25 protein-coding genes and 1 pseudogene are annotated in these 25,016 nt (G+C 75.3%); 19 read left to right on the forward strand and 7 right to left on the reverse strand.

Translation table 11 applies throughout. The annotated features are described in order from the left end of the window. Positions 1–35 precede the first annotated feature (35 nt). From ACQPYN_RS10985 to ACQPYN_RS11000, 4 genes are read left to right on the forward strand one after another with little or no spacing between them, the layout of a single operon-like run. Positions 36–1,046, forward strand: coding sequence for a dihydrofolate reductase family protein (locus tag ACQPYN_RS10985; protein ID WP_433036735.1), 1,011 nt, complete (start codon positions 36–38; stop codon positions 1,044–1,046). 33 nt (positions 1,047–1,079) lie between these two features. Then, the gene (locus ACQPYN_RS10990; protein ID WP_433036737.1) at positions 1,080–1,547 is read left to right on the forward strand and encodes a hypothetical protein; all 468 of its coding nucleotides are present in this window, start codon (positions 1,080–1,082) and stop codon (positions 1,545–1,547) included. A gap of 55 nt (positions 1,548–1,602) precedes the next feature. Next, positions 1,603–2,178: a pyridoxamine 5'-phosphate oxidase family protein gene (locus ACQPYN_RS10995; protein WP_433036739.1), complete on the forward strand. Its 576-nt coding sequence runs from the start codon at positions 1,603–1,605 to the stop codon at positions 2,176–2,178. Beyond that, the gene (locus tag ACQPYN_RS11000) at positions 2,172–3,716 is read left to right on the forward strand and encodes a cobyric acid synthase (RefSeq protein ID WP_433036741.1); all 1,545 of its coding nucleotides are present in this window, start codon (positions 2,172–2,174) and stop codon (positions 3,714–3,716) included. Before ACQPYN_RS10995 ends, ACQPYN_RS11000 begins: the two co-directional genes overlap by 7 nt. A gap of 51 nt (positions 3,717–3,767) precedes the next feature. Here ACQPYN_RS11000 and ACQPYN_RS11005 read toward each other — a convergent pair whose 3' ends face one another. Further along, positions 3,768–4,991 carry a saccharopine dehydrogenase family protein gene (locus ACQPYN_RS11005; protein ID WP_433036743.1) on the reverse strand — a complete coding sequence of 408 codons (1,224 nt, stop codon included), beginning with the start codon at positions 4,989–4,991 and terminating at the stop codon, positions 3,768–3,770. Between the two features lie 82 nt (positions 4,992–5,073). Further along, complete coding sequence (locus ACQPYN_RS11010; RefSeq protein ID WP_433036745.1) at positions 5,074–5,523, reverse strand: nitroreductase family deazaflavin-dependent oxidoreductase; 450 nt, start codon at positions 5,521–5,523, stop codon at positions 5,074–5,076. A 109-nt stretch (positions 5,524–5,632) separates the two neighbouring features. On the opposite strand from ACQPYN_RS11010, the gene ACQPYN_RS11015 reads away from it, so the two are divergent. Continuing rightward, entirely contained in the window at positions 5,633–6,301 is a 669-nt protein-coding gene (locus tag ACQPYN_RS11015) for a TetR/AcrR family transcriptional regulator (RefSeq protein ID WP_433036747.1), read from the forward strand. Between the two features lie 93 nt (positions 6,302–6,394). Then, complete coding sequence (locus ACQPYN_RS11020) at positions 6,395–6,667, forward strand: hypothetical protein (protein WP_433036749.1); 273 nt, start codon at positions 6,395–6,397, stop codon at positions 6,665–6,667. Between the two features lie 10 nt (positions 6,668–6,677). Here the strand turns inward: ACQPYN_RS11020 and ACQPYN_RS11025 are convergent, their stop codons facing one another. Beyond that, positions 6,678–7,313 (reverse strand): TetR/AcrR family transcriptional regulator C-terminal domain-containing protein, encoded by a 636-nt coding sequence (locus ACQPYN_RS11025; RefSeq protein ID WP_433036751.1) that lies wholly within the window; start codon positions 7,311–7,313, stop codon positions 6,678–6,680. Between the two features lie 65 nt (positions 7,314–7,378). On the opposite strand from ACQPYN_RS11025, the gene ACQPYN_RS11030 reads away from it, so the two are divergent. Together ACQPYN_RS11030 and ACQPYN_RS11035 are read left to right on the forward strand one after the other, a co-directional pair. Continuing rightward, positions 7,379–8,362 (forward strand): ATP-binding cassette domain-containing protein, encoded by a 984-nt coding sequence (locus tag ACQPYN_RS11030; protein WP_433036753.1) that lies wholly within the window; start codon positions 7,379–7,381, stop codon positions 8,360–8,362. Continuing rightward, the gene (locus tag ACQPYN_RS11035; RefSeq protein ID WP_433036755.1) at positions 8,362–9,228 is read left to right on the forward strand and encodes an ABC transporter permease; all 867 of its coding nucleotides are present in this window, start codon (positions 8,362–8,364) and stop codon (positions 9,226–9,228) included. The genes ACQPYN_RS11030 and ACQPYN_RS11035 overlap by 1 nt, the downstream gene beginning before the upstream one ends. Before the next feature lie 16 nt (positions 9,229–9,244). Here ACQPYN_RS11035 and ACQPYN_RS11040 read toward each other — a convergent pair whose 3' ends face one another. Then, positions 9,245–10,633, reverse strand: coding sequence for a mycothione reductase (locus tag ACQPYN_RS11040; RefSeq protein ID WP_433036757.1), 1,389 nt, complete (start codon positions 10,631–10,633; stop codon positions 9,245–9,247). Between the two features lie 297 nt (positions 10,634–10,930). Between ACQPYN_RS11040 and ACQPYN_RS11045 the strand changes: the two genes are divergently transcribed. The 10 genes and pseudogenes from ACQPYN_RS11045 to ACQPYN_RS11090 all read left to right on the forward strand — a co-directional run bounded on the left by ACQPYN_RS11045 (position 10,931) and on the right by ACQPYN_RS11090 (position 20,446). Beyond that, the gene (locus ACQPYN_RS11045) at positions 10,931–11,785 is read left to right on the forward strand and encodes a S1 family peptidase (protein ID WP_433036759.1); all 855 of its coding nucleotides are present in this window, start codon (positions 10,931–10,933) and stop codon (positions 11,783–11,785) included. A 264-nt stretch (positions 11,786–12,049) separates the two neighbouring features. Next, positions 12,050–14,095 carry a VWA domain-containing protein gene (locus tag ACQPYN_RS11050; protein WP_433038835.1) on the forward strand — a complete coding sequence of 682 codons (2,046 nt, stop codon included), beginning with the start codon at positions 12,050–12,052 and terminating at the stop codon, positions 14,093–14,095. A 55-nt stretch (positions 14,096–14,150) separates the two neighbouring features. Continuing rightward, the gene (cobO, locus tag ACQPYN_RS11055) at positions 14,151–14,765 is read left to right on the forward strand and encodes a cob(I)yrinic acid a,c-diamide adenosyltransferase (RefSeq protein WP_433036761.1); all 615 of its coding nucleotides are present in this window, start codon (positions 14,151–14,153) and stop codon (positions 14,763–14,765) included. 2 nt (positions 14,766–14,767) lie between these two features. Continuing rightward, positions 14,768–16,156, forward strand: a complete 1,389-nt coding sequence (locus ACQPYN_RS11060) for a cobyrinate a,c-diamide synthase (protein ID WP_433038837.1) — start codon at positions 14,768–14,770, stop codon at positions 16,154–16,156. Continuing rightward, on the forward strand, positions 16,153–17,010 hold the full coding sequence (locus ACQPYN_RS11065; protein ID WP_433036763.1) for an alpha/beta fold hydrolase: 858 nt from the start codon (positions 16,153–16,155) through the stop codon (positions 17,008–17,010). Before ACQPYN_RS11060 ends, ACQPYN_RS11065 begins: the two co-directional genes overlap by 4 nt. A 62-nt stretch (positions 17,011–17,072) precedes the next feature. Beyond that, positions 17,073–17,362: pseudogene (locus tag ACQPYN_RS11070) on the forward strand (cobalamin biosynthesis protein). A gap of 52 nt (positions 17,363–17,414) precedes the next feature. Beyond that, on the forward strand, positions 17,415–17,882 hold the full coding sequence (locus ACQPYN_RS11075; RefSeq protein WP_433036765.1) for a LapA family protein: 468 nt from the start codon (positions 17,415–17,417) through the stop codon (positions 17,880–17,882). Positions 17,883–17,890: 8 nt separating this feature from the next. After that, positions 17,891–18,970 (forward strand): cysteine--tRNA ligase, encoded by a 1,080-nt coding sequence (locus tag ACQPYN_RS11080; protein ID WP_433036767.1) that lies wholly within the window; start codon positions 17,891–17,893, stop codon positions 18,968–18,970. 138 nt (positions 18,971–19,108) lie between these two features. After that, on the forward strand, positions 19,109–19,708 hold the full coding sequence (locus ACQPYN_RS11085) for a hypothetical protein (RefSeq protein WP_433036769.1): 600 nt from the start codon (positions 19,109–19,111) through the stop codon (positions 19,706–19,708). A 396-nt stretch (positions 19,709–20,104) separates the two neighbouring features. Next, the gene (locus ACQPYN_RS11090; RefSeq protein WP_433036771.1) at positions 20,105–20,446 is read left to right on the forward strand and encodes a hypothetical protein; all 342 of its coding nucleotides are present in this window, start codon (positions 20,105–20,107) and stop codon (positions 20,444–20,446) included. Positions 20,447–20,598: 152 nt separating this feature from the next. Here the strand turns inward: ACQPYN_RS11090 and ACQPYN_RS11095 are convergent, their stop codons facing one another. Further along, positions 20,599–21,273 (reverse strand): hypothetical protein, encoded by a 675-nt coding sequence (locus tag ACQPYN_RS11095; protein ID WP_433036773.1) that lies wholly within the window; start codon positions 21,271–21,273, stop codon positions 20,599–20,601. A gap of 68 nt (positions 21,274–21,341) precedes the next feature. Between ACQPYN_RS11095 and ACQPYN_RS11100 the strand changes: the two genes are divergently transcribed. Then, on the forward strand, positions 21,342–23,102 hold the full coding sequence (locus ACQPYN_RS11100; RefSeq protein WP_433036775.1) for a proline--tRNA ligase: 1,761 nt from the start codon (positions 21,342–21,344) through the stop codon (positions 23,100–23,102). Here ACQPYN_RS11100 and ACQPYN_RS11105 read toward each other — a convergent pair whose 3' ends face one another. Both ACQPYN_RS11105 and ACQPYN_RS11110 read right to left on the reverse strand, forming a co-directional pair. After that, complete coding sequence (locus tag ACQPYN_RS11105; RefSeq protein WP_433036777.1) at positions 23,103–24,344, reverse strand: MFS transporter; 1,242 nt, start codon at positions 24,342–24,344, stop codon at positions 23,103–23,105. It lies immediately after the preceding gene. Then, positions 24,341–25,009 (reverse strand): HAD-IA family hydrolase, encoded by a 669-nt coding sequence (locus ACQPYN_RS11110; protein WP_433036779.1) that lies wholly within the window; start codon positions 25,007–25,009, stop codon positions 24,341–24,343. Before ACQPYN_RS11110 ends, ACQPYN_RS11105 begins: the two co-directional genes overlap by 4 nt. Positions 25,010–25,016: the final 7 nt, after the last annotated feature.

Here is a 25,016-nt window from a genome sequence, read left to right on the forward strand (position 1 = left end):
CAGGATCGCCACATCGTCGACTTCGCGACACGCCGATGAGGCTCCCGCACGTGCTCGCCTCCGCCGCGGTGTCGATCGACGGCTTCCTCGACGACGACACCCCCGAGCGGCTGGTGCTCTCCGGGCCCGCCGACCTCGACCGCGTCGACGCCGAGCGCGCGGGCGTCGACGCGATCCTCGTCGGCGGCGACACCGTGCGCGCCGACGACCCGCGCCTGCTCGTGCGCTCCCCGCAGCGCCGCGCCGACCGCCTCGCGCGCGGCCTGGGGCCCTCGCCGCTGCGGGTCGTGCTCTCGTCGCGCCCCGTCGACCCGGGCGCCCGCGTGCTGACCGAGGGCCGCGACCTCGCCGACACCGTCGTCCTGTGCGGCACGCCCGACGAGGTGCTCGACCACCTCGCCGCCCGCGGCGTCGTGCGCCTCATGATCGAGGGCGGCGCGCGCGTCCACCGCGACTTCCTCGCCGCCCGGGCCGTCGACGAACTGCAGCTGGCGATCGCGCCACGCCTGGTCGGCGCCGGGCCGCGGTTCACCGGTGTGCCCGCGCAGGGCCACCTGGTGGAGACTCGCCCGGTGGAGCAGGACGTGCTGCTGCGCTACCGGTTCGGTGACGCGGACACCCGCTGGCTCGCCGAGGCGTGCTCGCTGGCCGAGCGCTGCCCGCCGTCGGCGTCGGCGTTCTCGGTGGGCTGCGTGGTGGTCGCCGCCGACGGCACCGTGCTCGCGACCGGGCACAGCCGCCGCGACGACGTCCTCGACCACGCCGAGGAGGTCGCCCTGCGCGACGTCGACCACGCCGACCCGCGGCTGCCCGGCGCCACGATCTACACCTCGCTGGAGCCCTGCGGACAGCGCGCCTCGCGCCCGACGACCTGCACCCAGCACATCCTCGACGCCGGCGTCGGCCGGGTCGTCATGGCGTGGCGCGAGCCCCCGCTGTTCGTCGGGACGCCCTCGGGCGCGGCACGGCTCGCCGAGGCGGGCGTCGAGGTGGTCGAGCGCCCGGAGTTCGTGGAGCTCGCGCGCCGCCCCAACCTCCACCGCTGAGCCGATCACGCCCGCGTCGGTCATCGTGGTGGCGTGCGCTCGTTGCCGATCCTGCTGCCCGCCGCGGTGATCCGTGCCCGCGCCTGCCCGCTGGCCTCGATCCGCCAGGTCCGCACCTGGCGGCTGCGGTTCGTCGAGCACGCCACCGGGCCCGGCGACCGGCCGCGCGGCTGGTCCGACGTCGTCGACGCGGTGGCCGTGCCCGCGGTCGGGCGGCCGGGATCGACCGCCTGGTCCACCGAGCTCGCCGGCGACGGGTTCCGCGCGCTCTGGGACGCTCCGCGGCACGTGTCCGGGCCGGTGCGGCTGCGCGGCGACCTCGTCGTCGACCCGCTCGACGGGCTGCCCACCACCGGGCGCATCCACCGCCTGCGCCTGCTCACCGAGACGGTCCGCGACGAGCGCGTCGCGCTGGCCGCGCGCGACCTCTCGGCGGTGCCGAAGGCCGTCGACGACGCCGCCACGGGCGTCCTGGTCGACGTCGAGCTCGACGCCAGGTGAGCCACGTGAGCCACGCTGCTGCGCCGGGCGCACCCGGCGTGCGAGATTGCCGGGCGTGGCCAAGGTCTACGAGCGCATCGAGCCCCGGCTCGCCCGGTGGATCGGCGAGCAGCCGGTGTTCTTCGTCGGCACCGCCCCGCTGTCGGGCGACGGGCTGGTCAACGTCTCGCCGAAGGGCCTGCGCGGCACCTTCGGCGTCCTCGACGAGCACACGTTCGCCTACGTCGACATGACCGCGAGCGGCATCGAGACCACCGCCCACCTGCGGGAGAACGGGCGCATCTGCGTGATGTTCTGCTCCTTCGACGGCACACCCAACGTCGTGCGACTGCACGGCCGGGGCCGCGTCGTCACCCACGGCGAGGAGGGGTTCGACGAGGCGCTCGCGCCGTTCGCGATGGGGCTCGCGTCGCGGCGCACCGAGGCCCGCGGGGTGATCACCGTCGACGTCACCCGGGTCGCCGACGCCTGCGGCTACGCGGTGCCGCGGATGACCCTCGAGTCCGACCGCGAGCTGCTCGACTCGTGGGCGGAGCGCCGCAGCCCCGAGTGGCTGCGGAACTACCGCACCGAGAAGAACGAGCACTCCCTCGACGGGCTGCCCGGCCTCGCGGGGCTGCCGGGATGGTGACGGCCGGCGCGCTGCTCGTCGCGGGGACGACGTCCGACGCCGGCAAGAGCGTGCTGGTCGCCGGGATCTGCCGGTGGCTGCACCGTCGCGGCGTGGACGTGGCGCCGTTCAAGGCGCAGAACATGAGCAACAACTCGGTGGTGTGCGCCGACGGCGGGGAGATCGGGCGCGCCCAGGCGCTGCAGGCCGCCGCGTGCGGGCTGGCGCCGAGCGTCGGGTTCAACCCCGTGCTGCTCAAGCCGGGCAGCGACCGGACCTCGCAGGTGGTGGTCCGTGGCGTCGTCGACGGGACGGTGTCGGCGGCGAGCTACCGCGAGCGCAAGGCGGCGCTGCTCGAGGTCGTCACGTCGTCGCTGGTGTCGCTGCGCGAGCAGCACGAGGTCGTCATCTGCGAGGGCGCCGGCTCGCCCGCGGAGATCAACCTGCGGGCGACCGACATCGCCAACATGGGCCTCGCGCGCGCCGCCGACCTGCCGGTGATCGTCGTCGGCGACATCGACCGCGGCGGGGTGCTGGCGCACCTGTTCGGGACCCTGGCCGTTCTCGAGCCCGCCGACCAGGCGCTGATCGCGGGCTGGGTGGTGAACAAGTTCCGCGGCGACCCGGCGCTGCTCGAGCCCGGCCTCGAGCAGCTCCGGACGCTGACCGGCCGCCCGACGCTCGGCGTCGTGCCCTGGAGCCCGGAGCTGTGGCTCGACGCCGAGGACTCGCTGGGCCACGTCGCCGACGGGGTCGTGGGACGGCCCGCGCCGCCGGTCGGGCGCGACTGGCTGCGGGTGGCCGTGGTGCGCCTGCCGCGGGTGTCCAACGGCACGGACGTCGACGCGCTGGCCGCCGAGCCCGGGGTCGCCGTCCGCTACGTCACCGAGCCCTCGCGTCTCGCCGACGCCGACCTCGTCGTGCTGCCCGGCTCCAAGGCGACGGTGGCCGACCTCGCCTGGCTGCGCGCCCAGGGGCTCGCCGACGGGGTGCTCGCCCACGCCCGCGCCGGGCGACCGGTGCTCGGGGTCTGCGGCGGCTACCAGATGCTCTCCCGGCGCATCCACGACCCGCACGGCGTCGAGGCCGCGCCGGGCGCCGTCGAGGGCCTCGGATTGCTCGACGTCGAGGTGACCTTCGACGTCGCCAAGCACCTCGGGACGCCGACCGGCACGGCGCTGGAGGAGCCGGTGGCGTTCTACGAGATCCACCACGGGCGGGAGCTGCGCTCCGGTGTCGGACGATCTGGGCCTGCCCCGCTGGTGACGCTCGCCGACGGGACGCCGGAGGGGGTGGACGGCGGGCACGTGCTCGGCACGCACGCGCACGGGCTCCTCGAGAACGACGGGCTGCGCCGGCGCCTGCTCGTGCGCGCCGCGGCCGCCGCGGGCCGCGACTTCACCCCGGCGCCCGCGACGTCCTACGCGGCGACGCGCGCCGCCCAGCTCGATCTGCTCGGCGACCTCGTCGAGACCCACCTCGACACCGACGCCCTCGAGGCGCTCATCGCGAAGGGCGCGCCGGCCGGGCTGCCCGAGGTCCGCGTCTCGTCCTCATGATCGAGGTGGATTTCCTGGCGTCGAACGCCAGCGTGGACGCAGGGCTTGCACTCAGGCCCGGTCCACGTCGTACACGTGGCCCGCGGTGCGCAGGCGCTCCACGAGCGCCGGGCCCATCGCCGTGGCGGGGGTGAGCGAGCCGGCGCGGTCGGGCAGGCGGTCGCCGTCGAGGGCGAGGCAGAGCCCCGTCTCGCCGAACATCACGGCGGTGGCCGCGTAGCCCGGGTCGCCGGAGCCCGAGACGCGCCCGGTGTAGCGGGCGCCGGTGGTGGTCGTCGCGTCGATGTCGTGGCGGAACCACCCGGCGTTGCGGGTCTTCTCGCTCGGCCCCTCGCCCGGCTTGGGCAGGACGCGGTCGAGCACCTGTCGGACGCCGGGGGTGACGAATCCGGCGAGCAGGGCGCCCAGCCCGCCCGTGACCACGCCTGCGGTGATCGCGCCGACCGGCCCCTTGCCGGTGCCCATCACCTCGCCGTAGCGCAGGCCCTTGCCGTACGCGTAGCCCGCGATCGCGTTCGAGCGCCGCACGATGCGGGTGTTGTAGGACGCCATGACGAACGGCGCGACCCAGCGGCCCTCGACGCGGTGCGGCGCCGGGTTGTCGCTGGGCTGGCGGGTGTCGGGCTCGGCGTCGCGCTCCGGGCTCAGGCCGTAGGGATCGCGCATCAGCTTGGCGAGTGAACGGTCCGCCCGCGCCCCGTCGGCCAGCCCCCGCATGGAGTCGACCGTGCCGCCCGACACGCCGCCGCGGATGCGGGCGACGGTGGTGACGTCGGTGAGCTCGCCCTCGCCGTCGGCCTGGACGCGGCTGTGGAGCAGCAGCACCGAGAGGTCGGAGGGGATCGAGTCGTAGCCGCAGGAGTGCACGATCCGCGCGCCGCTCGCGCGGGCGGGCTCGTCGAAGCGGTCGATCGCCTCGCGGGCGAACTGGACCTCGCCGGTGAGGTCCGCGTAGTGCGTGCCGGCCGTCGCGCACGCCTCGACCACCGGCAGGCCGTACTTCGCGTAGGGGCCGACGGTGGTGAGGAGCGCCGTCGTCGAGGCGGCCATGCGCGCGAGGGCGTCGGGGTCGGTGGTGTCGGCGACGATCAGGGGCCAGTCCCCGCCGGGCGAGGGCAGGCGGTCGCGGACCTTCTCCAGGCGCTCGCGCGAGCGGCCCGCCAGCGCGATCCGGGTGCCGGCGGGCGCGTGGCGCGCGAGGTGGGCGGCGGTCAGCTCGCCGACGAAGCTCGTGGCGCCGAACAGGACCAGCTCGTGCTCGCGATCACCGGACATGGCGGCACGATAACCGCGCTCCCGTGCCCCGGCAGCCCCGTCCCCCGTGAGTGAAGTTCCCGGCTATAGCCGGGAACTTCGCTCACATAGGGGTGACCACGAAGATCGGGTGCCGGTCGGCGATCGCGGCGAGCTCGTCGTCGGACGAGTCGGCGTCGACGCCGTCGAAGAACGCGCCGACCTCCCACGCCCAGGCACGCAGGTAGGCGCGCAGCACCGGCGCCTTGTCGGCGTCGGCGAGCTCGGTGGCGCGCACGGTCTCGGTGCGCCGGCCCACGCGGAGCTCGGCCTCGCCCGCCACGCGCAGGTTGCGCACCCACTGCGTGTGCCCGCGGGCGGCCACGAGGTAGCGCCGGCCGTCGAGGCGCAGCGGGTTCACCGGGGTCGTGCGGACCTCGCCGCTCGTGCGGCCGCGGACCCCGAGGACGGCGGAGCCGGCGAGCGGGAGCCCGAGCCGGGTGAGGCCGGCGACCAGCGGGTTCATGATCGTGCGCGTGATGCGTCCGGGAGCCTGGTAGTGGGTCGCGGCCATGGTGTCCTCCTCGGTGGTGCGAGAGCACTGCTCTCGATGAGGAGCACTGTTCTCGCTCCGGAGGAGGTTGTCAAGAGCACTGCTCTCGCTGTGTGGCACGATGACCCGCATGCCCCCCGGGACCCGCGCACGGGCGCGCGCCGAGACCACCCGAGCGATCCTCGACGAGGCCCGCCGCCAGCTGGCCGAGCAGGGCGCGGCGGCGCTCTCGCTCCGCTCGGTGGCCCGCGAGGTCGGCATGGTGTCCTCGGCGGTCTACCGCTACGTCGCCAGCCGGGACGAGCTGCTCACGCGGCTGATCGTCGAGGCCTACGACGCCGTCGGGGAGCGCGCCGAGGCGGCCCGGGACCCGGAGGCGCCGCCGCGCGCCCAGTGGCGCGCCGTGTGGCGGGCGGTGCGCTCGTGGGGGCTCGAGCACCCCGCGGAGTACGCGCTGATCTACGGCTCGCCGGTGCCCGGCTACGCCGCGCCGGCCGAGACGATCCCGGCCGCCGGGCGCGTGGGCCTGCTCCTGGCCGCGATCGTCGCCGAGCACGGCGAGGCGCCGGCCGAGGAGGGGGACAGGGACGGGGCGAGGGACGGCGTGCTGCTCGACGGCCTGCTCCCCGGCGTGGCCCCGCCGCTCGTCCTGCCGGCGATCGCGGCCTGGACGCAGCTCTTCGGCACCGTCGGTTTCGAGCTCTTCGGCCAGTACGAGAACGTCGTCGTCGACCGCGCGGCCTTCCTCGACGCCGTCGCCGACACCACGGCGTCCTCGGTCGGGCTCCCTCCGTCCTGAGGCCCGCCGGAGGTGGGACCGTCCGGCTGCTTGACGCCGGGTGCCCTGTGCGCGGACGGTGACCGCGCCGACGTCGTCGAAAGGGAGCACCAGATGGCCGACCAGGATCACCGCGAGGAACCGCCGTCACTCCCCGAGACCGTGGCGCGCGAGCGCGCGAACGAGGAGGCCGCGGACGCCGACTCCGCCACGTCGATCGCCAGCACCGAGCGCCGCGGGCGGCACGCGACACCCGAGTCCGGGGACGACTCGCTGCCCGAGACCGAGCAGCGCGAGCGCGCTGCGGAGCCGGAGGCCGACGCCGAGCAGGCGCGGTCCGACAACCCGTCGATCCCGGGTACGGAGCAGCGCCGGCGGGAGGACTGACCGGAACGGGTCAGCGCGCCGCCAGGGCCACGCGCAGGCCGGCGATCATCAGGTCGAGCCCGTGGCGGAACAGGGCCTCGTGGGCGTCGGGGGTGCCCGTGTGCGCCGCGAGCGCCGGCCGGAGCGCGGCGAGGTGCGGGTAGACCTCGGGGTCGGTGGGCGGCGGGCGACCGTGGTCGGACGGCGGCCGCTCACGCTCGGCGTGGTACTCGATCGCCGAGCCGATGACGAGGTTGCCGATCGCCTGGACGGTCGAGAAGGCGTCGACGGGGGAGAGGCCCGCGTCGATGAGGGTGCCGAGCACCACCTCGACCGCGGGCAGCGACGCCTCCGTCGGACGGTTGCCGGCGACGACCAGCGCGGCATCGCGGTGGGCGACGAGGGCCCGGTACTGCACGACGGCGCGCTCGCGCAGCCAGTCCGCCCAGTCCTCGCCGGGCGCGGGGGGCGTCACCTGCCACTGGTCGGCGAGCAGGCGCTCGGCGACGTGGTCGAGCAGCGTGCGCTTGTCGGCGACGTGCCAGTAGAGCGTCGGCGCGCTGACCCCGAGGTCGCGGGCGAGCCGCCGCAGTGACAGGCCCTCGAGCCCCACCTCGCCGAGCAGGTCCACCGCGGCGTCGACGACGGCGTCGCGGGTCAGCGTCATGCGTCCTCCTTGCCCCCTCGAACGGTGTGAGAGTAGCGTCCCTAACGCTGTTAGAGGAGGGGGCCATGAACACACCCGCGGTCGCGGGCCGCGGCCTGGTCAAGCGCTACGGCGCGATCGAGGCGGTGCGCGGCATCCACCTCGAGGTGGCGCGCGGCGAGACGTTCGGCTTCCTCGGACCCAACGGGGCCGGGAAGTCCACCACGATCAACATCCTCTGCACCCTGGTCGAGCCGACCGACGGCGAGGCCGAGGTCGTCGGGCTCGACGTCGTGCGCGAGCGCGCCGCCGTGCGCCGGCGCATCGGGCTCGTGTTCCAGGACCCGACGCTCGACGCCCCGATGTCGGGCGAGCAGAACCTGCGGTTCCACCAGGAGCTCTACGGCGTCGACCGGCGGCGGGCGCCGGCCCGGCGCGAGGAGGTGATGCGCATGGTCGGCCTCTGGGACCGCCGGGCCGACCCCGTCGCCACCTATTCCGGCGGCATGCGGCGGCGCCTCGAGATCGCGCGCGGGCTGCTGCACTCGCCGCAGGTGCTCTTCCTCGACGAGCCGACGATCGGCCTGGACCCGCAGACCCGCGGCACCATCTGGGACTACGTGGCGGAGCTCCACCGGACGGAAGAGATCACCGTCTTCGTCACCACCCACTACATGGACGAGGCCGAGCACTGCGACCGGATCGCGATCATGAACGAGGGCCGGATCGTCGCCCTCGACACCCCGGACGCGCTCAAGGCCCAGGTGGGCGCCGACCGCGTCACGATCACCACGGACGACGACGAGGTCGCCCTGCGCGCGCTGCGCACCGAGTTCGGGCTCGAGGGCGCCGTGCGTGAGGGCGCGGTGTCGATCGCCGTGGCCGACGGGGCGGGCTTCGTGCCGCGCCTGTTCGACCGTCTCGGCAGCCACCGCGTGACGATCCGCTCGGTCACCGTGACCCGGCCCAGCCTCGACGACGTCTTCCTGGCCCACACCGGCACCACGATCCGCGACGCGGAGGCCGGGCCGAGCATGCATCCCATGGCGATGCGGATGAGGGGACGCTGATGACCACCACGATGACCCCGGAGGCCGTGCGGGTCCCCGTGAGCAGTCTCGTCACCGAGGCGCGCGCCGCGGCGGTCGTCTGGCAGCGGGAGATGATCCGCTTCGTCAAGGACCGCTCGCGCATCCTGTCGTCGCTGGCCCAGCCGCTGCTGTTCCTGTTCGTGCTGGGTACGGGTCTGGGCTCGCTGCTGGGGAGCAGTGAGGGCGCCGGGTCCGTCGCGTTCACGACGTTCCTGTTCCCGGGCGTGATGGCGATCTCGGTGCTCTTCACCGCGGCCTTCGCCGGCATCTCGATCGTCTGGGACCGGGAGTTCGGCTTCCTGCGCGAGATGCTCGTCGCGCCGGTGTCGACCGCCTCGATCCTCATCGGGAAGGCCCTCGGCGGCGCGACCGTGGCGACGCTGCAGTGCTTCGTGCTCCTGGCCCTCGCCGGCCTGGTCGGTGTGCCCTACGACCCGCTGATGCTGCTGGCGATGGTCGGGCTGATCTTCCTGATGGGCTTCATGATCACGTCGCTCGGCCTGCTGCTGGCGGCGCGCGTGAAGCAGATCCAGACGGCGATGCCGCTGGTCCAGCTCGTCATCACGCCCCTGATGTTCCTGTCCGGGGCGCTCTTCCCGCTCTCGGGGCTGCCGACGTGGCTCGCCGTGCTCACGCACATCAACCCCATGACCTACGCCGTCGAGCCCCTGCGCTCGGTGGTCTTCGACCACCTCGACGTCGACGCCGCGACCCGCGCGCGCTTCGACCCCGGCATCGTCTGGGGGACCTGGGTCGTGCCCGTGGGCGTGCAGATCCTCATGACGATCGGGTTCTGCGTCCTGCTGCTGTCCCTGGCGGTGTGGCGGTTCCGCCGGACGGAGTGAGACCCCGACCCGGGTTTCAGAGCTCGGGGTCGAGCGGGAGTCCGAGCAGGGCGTTCTCCAGCACCTCGGGCAGTGCCGGGTGGATCCAGTACTGCTTCTCCGCCATGGTGCGGGCGTCCAGGCCGAAGGTGATCGCCTGGATCATCGGCTGGATGAGCGAGGACGCCTCCGGGCCCATGAGGTGGGCGCCGAGCAGGGTGCCGTCCGGCGAGGCGACGAGCTTGACGACGCCGGTGGTGTCCTCCATGGCCCAGCCGAAGGCGACGTCGCCGTAGTTCTGGATCTTGGTGACGTAGGGGATGCCGCGGTCGCGGCAGTCCTGCTCGCGGAGCCCGATCGAGGCGATCTGCGGGTCGGTGAACACCGCGGCCGGCACGTGCCGGTTGTTCGTCTCCCGCGGGTCGTCGGGGTAGAGCAGGTTGTGGCGCACGATCGCGGCCTCGTGGTTGGCGACGTGCTTGAGCTGGAACTCCGAGCTGATGTCGCCGAGCGCGTAGACGCCGGGCACCGAGGTCCGCTGCTGCTCGTCGACGACGATGCGCCCGTCGGAGTGCAGCGCGAGCCCGCCCGCGGCGGCGTCGAGGAGGTCGGAGTTGGGGATGCGCCCGGCGGCCACGAGCAGGGCGTCGCCCTCGATGGGGCCGTGCTGGCAGTGGACGACGATCGTGCCGTCGGCGCGCTGCTCGGGCGGGGCGGTGGGCGCGGCGTCGCAGTAGAGGGTCCAGCGCTGGGCGGCCAGCGAGGTGAACCGGCTCGAGATGTCCTCGTCCTGCTCGCGCAGCAGCGCCGGGCCGCGGGTGGCGACGGTGACCTCGGCGCCCAGCGCCGAGAACACGTGGGCGAACTCCGCGGCGATGTAGCCGCCGCCGACGATCGTCAGGCGGCGGGGGACCTCGTCGATGCGCATGACGTCGTCGGAGGTGTGGAAGTCCACGCCGCTCGAGGCGATCAGGTGCGGGATCGCGGGACGCGCGCCGGCGGCGACGACGATGCGGTCGCCGGTGAGGGTGACCGGCTCGCTGCCGTCGGTCGGGGCCACCTCGAGCGCCCGCTCGCCGGTGAAACGGGCGTGGCCGAGGTAGACCGTCGAGTTCGGGGCCTCGTACTGGCGGTAGTGCTGCCCCCCGGCGGCGATCGGGTCGATGCGGGAGAACACCCGGTCGCGGATGTCGGTCCAGCGGATCTTGTCGATGCTCGCGTCCACGCCGTAGATGCCCGCCCGGCGGATCGTCTCGGCGACGTCGGCGGCGTAGACGTACATCTTGGTCGGGATGCAGCCGACGTTCAGGCAGGTCCCACCGAACACCCCGTGCTCGACGATCGCCACGTCCATGTCCGCGAACCGTTCGTCCGGGATCGTGTTGCCGGAGCCGGTGCCGATGATGACGAGGTCGTGGTGGGGCACGCCGTCCACGGTAGTGCGCGACCGAACCGGGCGTGGCCCCGCCGTCCCACGACGAGCGGTCCCGAGATCGCCGTTCACCGGCCAGTGCTGACCGTTCATCGTCCCGCGACCACTCCATGGTGACGTTTGTCGACGGAAATCGACCGCTCGTCGTCGCTCGGCGGAGCGAACTATGCCCGCTCGGCCTTGTCCGAGGTCGGCCCGACTGCTGGTCTCTTCCCCCGAAGGCACCCCACCGCTGCGCCGAACGGCCCCCGGTAGAGCGCCGAACGGACCTGAGCGGGAGGGGCAGTACGGATGTCGAACGGCGTGCGCGACGGGATCACCACGGTCGGGAGGATCCTCGTGCTCGCCGGGACGGCCCTGCTGATCGTCCTCGCCGGGGCGGCGGGCGCGAGGGCCTCCGAGGGCACGACCCCCGGTGGGGACGACTCCGGAGACGGCGGCTCGGGCGTGGTCGTCGACGCGGGCGTCCGGGTCGTCGGCGGGGCGCGCACGACCACCGACGAGCACCCGTGGGCGGTGTTCCTCACCGACGGCGCGGGGTTCCAGTTCTGCGGGGGCACGCTCGTCGCCCCCACCAAGGTCCTCACCGCCGCGCACTGCATGGCCACCACGACGCCGAAGCAGGTGATGGTGGTCGCGGGGCGCGACGACAAGCAGTCGACCACCGGCGACACCTCCGCGGTCACCTCGGCGTGGGTCAGCCCCGAGTTCGAGGGCGTCGGCAAGGGCGCCGACCTCGCGGTCCTGACGCTCGCGACCCCCAGCACCCGCACGCCGCTGCCGCTCGCCGGGCCGGGCGACGAGGCGCTCTACCAGGACGGGCGCGCCGCCCAGATCTACGGCTGGGGCGCGACCTCGGAGAGCGCCACGCCCTCGCGCTACCTGCTGACGGCGACCGTGCCGATGCGCGGCGACGACTACTGCCGCGCCGGCGACCGGACCTTCGACGCCCGCCGTCTCACCTGCGCCGGCTTCGACCAGGGCGGCGTCGACTCGTGCCAGGGCGACTCGGGCGGCCCGCTCGTCGCGGCCGGGAAGCTCATCGGGGTCACGTCCTTCGGCGACGGCTGCGCCCGCGCCGGGCGCCCCGGCTACTACGTGCGCGTCGCGGCCCTGCGCGATGCGTTGCGTTCCCAGCTCACGTGAGCGGAATTCACGGCTATAGCCGTGAATTCCGCTCACGGGGGAGAGACGACGGACCGGCGGGCAGGCCGGTCCGGCGAGACGGAGACGGGACCCGGACCACAGCCCCCGGTCCGGGTCCCGCTCCGCGGAGTCGCACTCATCTCAGCGATCGCTCAGATGTTGTGGGTTAGGGTCCGTCGAACCTCGACTCCCGATCCGTGAGGACACCCCTTGGGCTTCCCGTTCTCGGCCGTCGTCGGCCACGAGGACCTGCGTCTCGCCCTGATGCTCACCGCGGTCGACCCGGGGATCGGCGGCGTCCTGGTGCGCGGGGAGAAGGGCACCGCGAAGACGACGATCGTGCGCGCGCTGGCCACGCTGCTGCCGCCGGTCGAGGTCGTCGCGGGGGACCGGTTCTCGGTCGACGTCGACGCCGGGGAGCAGAGCCCCGACGGCCCGTTCCCGTCCGACGCCTCGCGCGAGCGCCGGGACGTGCGCCTGGTGGAGCTGCCGGTCGGCGCCTCGGAGGACCGCGTCACCGGGTCGCTCGACCTCGAGGAGGTGCTCGCCCACGGGCGGACCTCCGTGCGCCCGGGCCTGCTCGCCGCCGCGCATCGCGGGGTGCTCTACGTCGACGAGGTCAACCTGCTCCACGACCACCTCGTCGACCTCCTGCTCGACGCCGCCGCCACCGGACGCGCGCACGTCGAGCGCGACGGTGTCTCGCTGACCCACCCGGCGGCGTTCCTGCTGGTCGGCACCATGAACCCGGAGGAGGGCGAGCTGCGTCCGCAGCTGCTCGACCGCTTCGGGCTCACCGTGCGGGTCGCCGCGTCCCGCGACGTCGCCGAGCGCACCGAGGTCGTGCGCCGGCGCCTCGCCCACGACGCCGATCCCGACGCCTTCGCCGCGCGCTTCGCCGGCGACGAGGACGCCCTGCGGGCCCGGCTCGTCGAGGCCCGTAGCCGGCTGGCGTCGGTTGCCCTGCCCGACGCCGAGCTCGTGCGGATCTCCGCGCTGTGCGCCGAGGTGGAGGTCGACGGCATGCGCGCGGACGTCGTCCTCGCCCGCACCGCCGTCGCCCACGCCGCGTGGCGCGGGGCGGAGGCCGTCGACGCCTCCGACGTGCGCGTCGCGGCCCGCCTGGCCCTGCCGCACCGCCGTCGGCGCGACCCGTTCGACGAGCCGCACCTCGGTGAGGACGAGCTCGACGAGGCGATGCAGAAGGCGGACGAGGCGGCAGATTCCGCGGACTCCTCCGAGGACACCGAGCCGCCCCCCGAGGGCGGCGGCGAGGGACCGGACGACGACGGTCCCGACGACCCCGGCCCCGACGACCCCGGCCCCGACGATCCCGGGCCCGACGGCGGGGGTCCGGGGAGGGGCCCCGGTGGCGGGGCGCCGCCGCCCTCGTCGTCCGCCCCGTCATCCCCGCCGCCGTCGTCCGGGAACGGGACCGCGTCCGAGCCGCCTCCCGGCGCCGGGCGCGACGCGCCCGAGCCCGCCGGCGTGCCGGTCGGAGCACCGGCGTCGACGCGGCTGCGGGCGCGCCGGTTCGAGGTGCGCGGCACAGGGGAGGGCGCGCCGGGCCGGCGCTCGCGGGCGCGGGGCAAGCAGGGTCGCGTGGTGCGCGCGGTGCCCGACGCCCGCGACGACACCACGCTGCACGTGCCCGCCACGATGCTGGCGGCGGCCGGGCGGGGCGCCGCCGGTGTCGCGCGGACCGACCTGCGCCACGCCGTGCGCGAGGGCCGCGAGGGCAACCTCGTGCTCTTCTGCGTCGACGCGTCGGGATCGATGGCGGCGCGCAAGCGGATGAGCGCGGTCACCGGGGCCGTCGCCGCCCTCCTGCGCGACGCCTACCAGCGCCGCGACCGGGTCGGCGTGGTGACGTTCCGGGGGAGTGACGCCACGGTCGCCCTGCCGCCGACCACCTCGGTGCACGCCGCGCACGCCCGCCTGCACGACCTGCGCACCGGCGGGCGCACCCCGCTCGCCGAGGGCCTGCGCACGGCGCGGGCGGTCCTGCGCACCGAGCGGACCCGGGACGCCCGGCGCCGCGGCCTGCTCGTGGTCCTCACCGACGGGCGCGCGACGGCGTCCGGCGGGCTCGACGCCGCGCTGGAGGCGGCCCGGGGGCTCGCGCGCGACGCCGGCGCCGGCGGGCGGGGTGCGAGCGTGAGCACGGTCGTCGTCGACTGCGAGTCGGGGCCGGTGCGCCTGGGGCTCGCCGGGCGCCTCGCCCGCGTCGCCGGCGGCACCGTCGTCACCCTGGACGAGCTGACCGGCGAGTCCGTCGCCGGTGTCGTGGAGCAGTTCCGAGCCTCGTGAGTGAAGTTCCCGGCTATAGCCGGGAACTTCACTCACATACGGAAGGAGGGCAGCCGTGCCGCAGGGGGTCCCGAGCACCGTCCCCGCCGACGGGCTGACGACGCGCCAGCGCCGGCGTCGTCCGCTGCTGCTCGTGCACACCGGGCCGAACAAGGGGAAGTCGACGGCCGCGTTCGGGCTCGCGCTGCGCCAGTGGACGGCCGGGTCGTCGATCGCGGTGTTCCAGTTCGTGAAGTCGGCGAAGTGGCGGGTCGGCGAGGAGACCGCCCTGCGCGCCCTCGGCGACGTGCACCGCGACACCGGGCAGGGCGGGCCCGTCGAGTGGCACAAGATGGGCGAGGGCTGGTCGTGGTCGCGCAAGGCCGGGACCGAGTCCGACCACGCCGAGGCCGCGCGGGAGGGCTGGGCGGAGATCCGGCGCCGGCTCGAGGCGGGTGCGCACGACTTCTACGTGCTCGACGAGTTCACCTACCCGCTGAAGTGGGGCTGGATCGACGTCGACGAGGTGGTCGAGGTGTTCACCCACCGGCCCGGCTACCAGCACATCGTCGTCACCGGCCGGGACGCGCCGCCGGCGCTGACCGACGCCGCGGACCTCGTCACCGAGATGACCAAGATCAAGCACCCGATGGATGCCGGTCAGAAGGGGCAGAAGGGGATCGAGTGGTAGTGCTGCCGCCCCGGGTCGTCGTCGCGGCGCCCTCGTCCGGCAGCGGCAAGACCACCGTCGCCACCGGTCTGCTCGGCGCCCTCGCGGCGCGCGGGACGGCCGTGGCCCCGGCGAAGGTCGGGCCCGACTACGTCGACCCCGGCTACCACGCCCTCGCCGCCGGGCGCCCCGGTCGCAACCTGGACGGGGTGCTCGTCGACCCCGCGACGCTGCCGGGGCTCCTCGCGCACGGGGCGCGCGGCGCGGAGCTGGCCGTGGTCGAGGGTGTGATGGGGCTCTTCGACGGCCGGATCGCCGCCGACCCGAACGCCGACGGCTCGACCGCCCACGTCGCCCGGCTGCTCGAGGCGCCCGTGGTGCTGGTGGTCGACGCGCGCGGCCAGTCCCGCTCGGTCGCCGCGCTGCTCGCCGGGTTCCGGGACTTCGACCCGCGGCTGCGCCTCGGCGGCGTGATCCTCAACCGGGTCGGGTCGAACCGCCACGAGGAGGTCCTGCGCGCCGCGTGCGCCGAGGTCGGGCTCCCCGTGCTCGGGGTGCTGCCCCGGCGGGCGGAGCTGGCGGTGCCGTCGCGGCACCTGGGGCTGGTGACCGCCGCCGAGCACGGGAGCGCGGCGCGCGCGGCGGTGGACGCGATGGCGGCGCTGGTCGCCGGGCACGTGGACCTCGACGCCGTCGTGGCCCTCGCGCGCTCGGCGCCCGCGACAGCCACGACGCCGTGGGACCCGGCGGTCGGCGAGCGCGTCCCCGGCGCGCCGGTGGTCGCCGTCGCCGGCGGGGCCGCGTTCACGTTCGGCTACCCCGAGCACGCCGAGATGCTGGCGGCCGGGGGCGCCGACGTCGTCACCGTCGACCCCGCACGCGACGAGGCGCTGCCGCCCGGGACGGCCGGCCTCGTGCTGCCCGGCGGGTTCCCCGAGGAGCACGCCGAAACCCTGAGCGCCAACGCCCCGCTGCGCGCGGCGATCCGGGCGTTCGCGGCGTCCGGGGCCCCGGTCCACGCCGAGTGCGGCGGGCTGCTCTACCTCGCCCGCTCGCTGGACGGCGCGCCGATGTGCGGGGTGCTCGACGCCGACGCGGCGATGGGCCCGCGCCTGTCCCTGGGCTACCGCACCGCCACCGCCTGCGCGGACTCCCCGCTCGCCGCCGCCGGGGAGACGGTGACGGGGCACGAGTTCCACCGCACCGTCGCCACCCCGCGCGCCGGCACGTCCGCGGCCTGGCGGTGGGACGGCGCGGAGCCCGAGGGCTTCGTGACCGGCGGCGTCCACGCCTCCTACCTGCACACCCACCCCGTCAGCCGTCCGGGTGGCATCGCACGATGGCTGCGCCACGTGAGTGATAGGGGTCGTCCCGACGACCCAGATCCCTCACGTGGCCGGAGGCCCTCATGAACGTCACCGTCGACGGGCGCACCGTCGCCCTCGCCGAGCACGGCGACCCCGACGGCGCCCCGGTCTTCCTCTTCCACGGCACCCCCGACAGCCGCCTGGGCAAGGAGTTCACCGACGCCCCGGCGCGCGAGCGCGGGCTGCGCGTCCTGTGCCCCGACCGCGGCGGGATCGGTGGCTCCGACCCCCTCCCGGGACGGACGATCCCGGGCTACGCGGACGAGGTGCTCGCGCTGGCCGACGTGCTCGGCATCGACCGGTTCGCGACGATCGGCTACTCCGCCGGCGGTCCCTTCGCGCTGTCCTGCGCGGCGGGGTGCGGCCCGCGCGTCACCGGGACCGCGCTCATGGCCGGCGCCGGCCCGATCGACGACCGCCCCGGTGCCACGGAGGGCCTCGCGAAGTCCGACCTCGACATGCTCGAGCTCATCGACAAGAACCCGCGCCGCGAGGCGATGGCGCTGCGCGTCCAGAAATGGGCGACGCAGCTGGTGCCGGGCGCCGCGATCGGCCAGATCTCCGCGGAGCTCGCGCAGCCCGACAAGGACTTCCTCGCCCGGCGCCCCGCGAAGGAGGAGATGTCCTTCTTCGTGGAGTCGCTGCGCCAGGGACCGCGCGGCGTGATGGACGAGTACCGGCTCTGGGCGAACGCCTGGCACCTCGACTGGGACGCGGTGACGGCGCCTGTCGAGATCTTCCAGGGCGAGGACGACAAGATGGTGCCGATGCACCACGCCGAGGACATCGCCTCCCGCCTGCCGGCCGGGACGGCGCGGATCCACCGGCTGCCGGGCGTCGGGCACCTGTCGATCCAGGACCACGTCGCCGAGGTCCTCGACGCGCTGGTGACCCCGTAGGCGTGCTCGTCCTCGGGGTCGGCGTCGAGCCGGGCACGCCGCCGGAGCACCTGCTCGACGCGGTGGCGGCCCTCGGGCTGGTCGAGGACGTCGCCGTCGTCGCCACCATCGAGACCCGCGCGGGCGAGCCCGCGGTGACGACGCTGGCGGCGGGCCGGACCCTGCGCGCCTACCCCGCCTCGGTCCTCGACACCGTCGACGTCCCGCACCCTCGCCGGTCGTGCGCCGGCTGACCGGCACCGGGAGCGTCGCCGAGGCCGCCGCCCTGCTGGCCGCCCGCGAGCGGGGCGGGGGCGAGCTGGTCGTCGGCAAGCAGCGGGGTCGGGGGGTCACGGTGGCGGTGGCGCGCTGAGGGGTCCGACCGGGTCTGACGCGGGCGCGTGTGACGGGGGAGGATGACGACCATGAGCGAGCAGCCCCGGTACGGCGCGCCGTCGCCCGCCGACGGGCCCACCACCCCCGGCACGGGCGCCATCTCGCGGGCCGAGGTGGCCGGGTCGGGCACCGTCGACCCGATTCCGGCGGATCCGGGTTCGGCCGGCCGGACCCCGCCGTCGGAGCCCCTCACCATCCCGGACGCCGCCGCCGCCGCCCGGCCGCGCGTGCAGACGAGCCCCGGACGCACGCGCGTCGGCGGGGCCTGGATCGGGCTGATCCTCGGCGCCGTCGTCCTGGTGTTCCTGCTCGTGTTCATCCTCCAGAACCTCGATCCCGCCCGCGTGGCGTTCCTGGGGCTCGAGGCCACCCTGCCGCTGGGGATCTGGCTGCTCTTCGCCGCGATCGCCGGGGTGCTGCTGCTCGCGATCCCCGGTCTCGGGCGGATGGTGCAGTGGCGTCGCGCGGCCAAGCGCACGGGAAGGGTCCGCTCATGACGCCACCGATGACACTCCGCCTCGCCGGGGCCCCGCTGCCGCTCGTCGGCCGCGCCCGCGCCTACGTCTGCGGCATCACCCCGTACGACACGACCCACCTGGGCCACGCGGCCACGTTCGTCTGGGCCGACGTCGCCTCCCGGGTGCTGCGGCGCACCGGGGTCGAGCTCGTCACCTGCCGCAACGTCACCGACGTCGACGACGTCCTCGACGCCGCCGCCGAGCGGGCGGGGGCGCGGTTCGACAGCTTCGCCGCCGTGGGCCAGTTCCGCTTCGACCGCGACATGGCCGCCCTCGGGGTGCGCCCGCCGACCCACGAGCCGCGCGCCCACAACCACGTCGACGGGGTCGTCGCCCTCGCCGCTGCGCTGCTCGAGCGCGGCGCGGCCTACGAGCGCGACGGCGCCGTGCTGTTCCGCGCCGGTCAGGTGCCGGCGCCCGAGATCCCCGCCGACCCCGACGAGACGTCGAGCGAGACTCCCTGGCCGGGTGCCGACGACCCCGCCGACGCGCTGGTCTGGCGGCCGGCGTCGCCCGGCGAGGCGGCCTGGCCCAGCCCCTGGGGCGACGGGCGCCCGGGTTGGCACGCGGAGTGCGCGGCGATGGCGCTGACGATGCTCGGGCCGGCCGTCGACCTCCACATCGGCGGCGCCGACCTGCGCCACCCCCACCACACCCACCAGGCGGCGATGGTCGAGGCCGTCACCGCTGTGCGGCCCTTCGCCCGCGCGCGCCTGCACGTCGGGACGGTGCGGGTCGACGGGCAGAAGATGGCGAAGTCGGCCGGGAACCTCCTGCTCGTTGGCGAGCTGCTCGAGACCCACCCCGCCGCGGCCGTGCGTCTGCTGCTGCTCGACCGGCCGTGGGCGAGCGCCTGGGACATCGAGCCGGGGGCCCTCGACGCCGCCGCGGCCCGCCTCGAGCGGCTCTACGCCGCAGCGGCCCGGCCGGCGCGGGGCGTCGCGGCCGCGGACGCCGTGATGGAGCGCCTGCTCGACGACCTCGACGTGCCCGGCGCGCTCGCGGTGGCCGAGGACGAGGGCGGGGAGGCCGCCCGCGCGGCCCTCGCGGTGCTCGGCCTGGCCTGATCGGCTGGACGTGTCCCGGCGAACACCTCCCGCGTGTCCGGGCGCGGCGCGCCGTCTCCGACCGGGTGTCCACCTAACGTGGGCCCGCGTGCCGGTGGAGGCCTCGTGAGGCCGCGGCGGCGGAGGGGAGGTGGCCTCATGGGTGTCGGCACCCGGTGGTGGCGCCGTGTCGAGTCCGAGGAGGACAACGACGCGTGGGGTGGCCCGGACGACGTCACCGTCGCCCCCGACCCGCGCGCCCCGATCGAGGACGACGGCCGCGAGGCGCGGGAGGCCGCGGAGCGCGAGGCGCGCGAGGCCGCCGAGCGCGAGGCGCGCGAGACCGCGGAGCGCGAAGCGCGCGAGACCGCGGAACGCGAAGCGCGCGAGACCGCGGAACGCGAAGCGCGCGAGACCGCGGAGCGCGAGGCCCGCGAGCAGGCCGAGCGCCAGGCCCGCGAGCAGGCCGAACGCGAAGCGCGGGAGGCGGCGGAGCGGCAGGCCCGCGAGCAGGCCGAGCGCCAGGCCCGCGAGCAGGCCGAACGCGAGCGTCTCGAACGTGAGGCCCGCGAGCAGGCCGAACGCGAGCGCCGCGAGCGCGAGGAGACCGAGGCGCAGGACCTCGTGTCGACGCTGCCCGGTGCCGAGACCGTCCCCCGCCGCTGGCGCGCGAGGCCGCGGCCCGCGAGGCCGCGGCGCGCGAGGCGGCGAAGGCGAACCGCAGGCGTCGCCGGCGGCGGGTGCTCGCGATCTTCCTGATCGCGGCCCTCGCGGTGGCGGCTGTGTGGATCATTCCGCGGCTGATCGCCCTGGTGCTCGCACTCGCCGGTGCGCTGGGGGTGGGGCCGGCGCCGGAGCCGCCGCCGATCATCGCGGCCACGCCGGTGGCCGCGGTCGCCGGCCCACCGGCCGAGCTCCCCGGGGCGGGTCGACGATCCTGCCCGCGCAGCGGGTGGTCGCCCTGCGCGAGGCCCCGGGCAGCGGCCCGAGCGAGGCGAGCGCGGACCGTCTCGACGACGTCGCCGTCCCGTTCGGCACCAGCGACCGCGAGGTCCTGCCGGCCATGGAGCTGCCGGTGCGCGACGTCGCCGACGCCCCGCGGCGTGGCAACGCCTCGCGCTCACGCGGGCCCACCGCCAGCTCCTCGTGCTCGCCGTGCCCACCGGACCGACCGCCGTCCGCGACGCCCTCGAGCCCTGGGAGCGACTGCTGCGCGAGCCCGATGTCGGCCTCGCCCTCGACGCCCCGCCGCTCGCGCCGGAGGAGCTCGGCGCGGTCACCGGTTGGCTCGCCGACATGGTGCGCACCGGCAACCTGCCGCAGAAGCTCGTCGTCGTCCCGGGGACCGCGACCGCCGCGCCGTCCGAACTCGCCGTCATCGCCACCGACGGGGCGCAGGCGTCCGCGCCGCGCGGGGTGGTCCTCCCGCCGGGCGGCCCGTCGCCCACCGAGCTGCTGGCCGCCGACCCGGCCCCGGACGTCGTGCTCTACCGCTGACCGGGTTCCGACGCCGGATGCTTCGAAAACCGAAGCGTCGTCCGGGAGGGAGTCGAGCGCCGCGCGCGGATCCGGAGCCCGAGAAGGGCGCCGCGGCAGCACGACGCTTCGGAAATCGAAGCATTTCCGGCGAGGAGTCAGGACCCCCGAGCTCACGCCCGCCAGGTCGTCGAACGACGGACGCGGTCCCAGAGGACGTCCACCTCGCCGAACTCGAGCGTCGCCGGCAGCAGCGCGAGCCGCTCGGGCAGGGCCGACGCCGCGGCGGCGAGGATGTCGGGCGGGTCGGGGTCGCCGCCCTCGAGGCTGCCGAGCACCACGAGCACGCCGGTCAGGGGGAGCCCGCCGCGGTCACCGAGCACCGTGCGCACCCGGGCGACGGCCGCGCGCAGCTCGTCGACGTGGTCGGTGAGGTGACCGTCGACGCGCAGGACGCCGGCCCGGACGTCCGCCCGCGAACCCTCGACCGCGCGCGCCACGACCACGCCCGGGGCTCCGACCAGCAGGGTGCCGGCACCCCCGACCGGCACCTCGGGCACCACCCGCCAGCCCGGCTGCGCTGCGACGAACCGGGAGACCTTCGCCCAGCCCCGCGGGTGCACGACGGCGTCGACGGCGTCGGCGAGGGCGGGATCCACGGGTCGGGTGGACAGGTCCGTCCACCCCAGGCCCAGCACCTCGGCGAGCGCCCGGTGCCAGCGGGTGTGGCGGTCCCGGTCGGGGCCCAGGACGTTCGCCCCGCACAGCGAGCACGTCCGTCCCTCGCCGAAGGTGATCTCGTAATGGGGCTCGTCGGCGATCAGCACGCGGGCGGCCTCGTGGTCCACGCCGTGATCGTCCCGCGACCGTGAGCGCCGGGCGCAACCCTCTTCCCGCGCGTCGTTACGCTCGGTCCATGGCACGAGGCGTCACACGAATGTCGGGTCTGTTCCTGCACACGCTGCGCGAGGACCCGGCCGACGCCGAGGTGATCAGCCACAAGCTGCTCGTGCGCGCCGGGTACGTCCGTCGTGTCGCGCCGGGCATCTACTCGTGGTTGCCGCTGGGCATGAAGGTCCTGGCCCGGGTCGAGGCGATCATCCGCGAGGAGATGGACGGGATCGGCGGCCAGGAGGTGCACTTCCCGGCGCTGCTGCCCAAGGAGCCCTACGAGGCCACCGGGCGCTGGACCGAGTACGGCGACGCGCTCTTCCGCCTCAAGGACCGCAAGAAGGCCGACTACCTCCTCGGCCCCACGCACGAGGAGATGTTCACCCTCATGGTCAAGGGGGAGACGAGCTCCTACCGCGACTTCCCGGTGATCCTCTACCAGGTCCAGACCAAGTACCGCGACGAGGAGCGCCCGCGCGCGGGCATCCTGCGCGGGCGCGAGTTCACGATGAAGGACTCGTATTCGTTCGACCTCTCCGACGAGGGCCTGCAGGCGTCCTACGACCTGCATCGCGAGGCCTACCAGCGCATCTTCGCCCGGCTCGGGCTCGAGGTGCAGATCGTCTCGGCGATGTCGGGGGCCATGGGCGGCTCGGCGTCCGAGGAGTTCCTCGCGCCCTGCGCGTCGGGCGAGGACACCTACGTGCGCGCGCCCGCCACGGGCTACGCCGCCAACGTCGAGGCCGTGACGACGCCCGCGCCGCCGGAGCAGTCGACCGAGGACAAGCCCGAGGCGGTCGTCTACGACACCCCGGACACGCCCACCATCGAGACGCTGGTCGCGCACGTCAACGGGCTCGGCCTGCGTGATCAGGACGGGGCACGGGAGTTCACCGCCGCCGACACCCTCAAGAACGTCATGGTCAAGACCCGGCTGCCCGGGTCGACGGAGTGGACGCTGCTCGGGGTCGGCGTGCCCGGCGACCGCGAGGTGGACATGAAGCGCCTCGAGGCGTCGGTGTCGCCCGCGGAGGTCGCGCTGCTCGAGGACGCGGACTTCACCGCGAACCGCTTCCTCACCAAGGGCTACATCGGGCCGGTCGGGCTCGCGAAGAACGGCGTGCGCTACCTCGTCGACCCCCGGATCGTCACCGGCACCGCGTGGGTCACGGGCGCCGACGAGCCCGGGCGCCACGTCGTCGACCTCGTCGCCGGTCGCGACTTCACCCCCGACGGCACGATCGAGGCCGCCGAGGTGCGCGAGGGCGACCCCTCGCCCGACGGCGGCGGCCCGCTGGTCGCGGCCCGCGGCATCGAGATGGGCCACATCTTCCAGCTCGGCCGCAAGTACGCCGAGGCCCTCGGGCTGTCCGTGCAGGGCGCGGACGGCAAGCCGACCACGATCACGATGGGGTCCTACGGCGTCGGCGTGACCCGCGCGGTCGCGGCGATCACCGAGCAGCACGCCGACGACAAGGGACTGGTGTGGCCGGCGGAGGTCGCGCCGTACGCCGTGCACCTCGTGATCGCCGGCAAGGACCCGGCCCAGGCCGAGGCGGCCGACCGGATCGCGACCGGGCTCGCCGACGCGGGCCTCGAGGTGCTGCTCGACGACCGCAAGGCCTCGCCGGGCGTGAAGTTCGCCGACGCCGAGCTGCTCGGGATGCCGACCACCCTGACCGTCGGGCGGGGCCTGGCGAACGGGGTCGTCGAGGTCACCGACCGGGCCTCGGGCGAGCGGCGCGAGGTCCCGGTCGACGACGTCGTCGGGGAACTGACCCGCTGATCAGGCCGGCGACGGGGCGGCCGTCCGCCGCTCCAGCGCGACGGAGACCGCGAGCACGCCGAGACCGATCAGCGGCAGCACCGCGCCCACTGCGGCCGGGGCGTCGTAGCCCAGGCCGGCCGCGAGCACGACGCCGCCCAGCGCCGCGCCCACCGCGTTGGCGACGTTGAACGCCGAGTGGAAGCTCGCGGCGGCCAGCGACGGGCCCTCGGCGGCGAAGTCGATGAGCCGCCCCATGAGGGCCGGTCCCGCCGACATCCCGACGAAGCCCAGCGCGAAGAGCCCGACGGTCGCGGTGACCGCGTTGTGCGCAGCCATCGTGAAGGCCACCAGCACGGCCGCGTAGGCCACGAGGGCGATCGCGATCGTCGCCCGCGGGGCCTTCTCGGCGAAGCGGCCGCCGGCGATGTTGCCGATCGTCATGCCGACGCCGAGGGCGCCGAGCAGCAGCGGGATGGTCGTCGGCGCGACCCCGGCCTGGTTGGTCAGGATCGGGCTGATGTAGCTGTACACCGCGAACAGGCCGCCGAAGCCGGCGGAGATGACGCCGAGGGTCAGCCAGACCTGGGGCCTGCGCAGGGCGGTGAGCTCGCCGCCCAGGCTGCCGCCGTGGTCGCCGGCGGGGCTCGGCACGAGGGTGACGACGGCGAGCACGGTGATCAGGGCGACGACCGTGACGGCGACGTAGGCGCTGCGCCAGCCGAACATCTCGCCGAGCCACGTCGCGGCGGGCACGCCGATGATGTTCGCGATGGTCAGCCCGAGCATCACGGTCGCGAGGGCGCGAGCGCGCTTCGCCGGGGGCACGAGGGCCGACCCGAGGACGGCGGCGGCGCCGAAGTAGGCGCCGTGCGGCAGCCCGGAGAGGAAGCGCAGGCCCACGAAGGGCAGGAAGGACGGCGCGATCGCCGACAGGGCGTTGAAGACGACGAGGGCGACCGCCAGCACGACCACCATCTGCTTGCGGGGCCAGCGGGCCCCGATGAGCGTGATGAGCGGGGCGCCGACGACCACGCCGAGCGCGTAGGCGCTGATGGCGATGCCCGCGGTGGGCACCGACACCCCGAGGTCGGACGCGAAGCCGGGCAGCACGCCCATGCTGGCGAACTCGGTGGTGCCGATCGCGAGCCCGCCCAGCGCGAGCGCGGCGAGGCTCACGCCGGCGGGGGCGCGGGAGAGGCGCGTGGTGCGCTCCTCCTGCGGGACGATCGTGGGCGTCTCGGTGGCGGTGGGCGGGGTCACGCGATCACCTCCCGGGCGAGCAGGGTCGTGACGACGTCGTGCAGGGAGTCGACGGCGAGGTCGGCGTCCACGCCGCGCAGGCCGGCGACGGTCGCGCCCGCGGCGCGGCCGGCGGCGACACCCACGGGGGAGTCCTCGACGACGAGGCAGTCCTCGACGACGGCGCCCAGGAACTCGGCGGCCAGCAGGTAGCCCTCGGGGTCCGGCTTGCCGTGGGTCACCATGTCGCGGGGGACGAGCAGCGGGAGCGCGAGGCCGGCGGCGCCGAGGCGGGCCCGCGCCAGCCGGGTGTCGGCGCTGGTCACGACCGCGTACGGCGTGAACGTGCTCTCGAGGTGGGCGATGAGCTCGTGCGCGCCCGGCGCGGCGACGACGTCGTCGAGGTCGGTGCACTCGAGCTCGAGCTGATCGCGGGTCGCGGCGGCGACCCCGGCCTCGTCGAGGTCGGGGCGGACCCGGCGGACCGTGCTCTCGGCGGGGTTGCCGATCATGACGGCGAGCACTGCGGCGGGGTCGACGCCCCAGCGACGCGCCCACGTCCGCCAGGAGCGCTCGACGGCGGCGTCGGAGTCGACCAGGGTGCCGTCCATGTCCAGCAGCACGGCCGAGAAGGCTCCGACAGAGCCCTCTGCCGGACGGTCGAGCACCGCGGAGTGCAGTGACACGGCGGAT

Source organism: Actinomycetospora sp. CA-053990 (assembly GCF_050948445.1).
GTDB classification, from domain to species: Bacteria; Actinomycetota; Actinomycetes; order Mycobacteriales; family Pseudonocardiaceae; genus Actinomycetospora; species Actinomycetospora callitridis.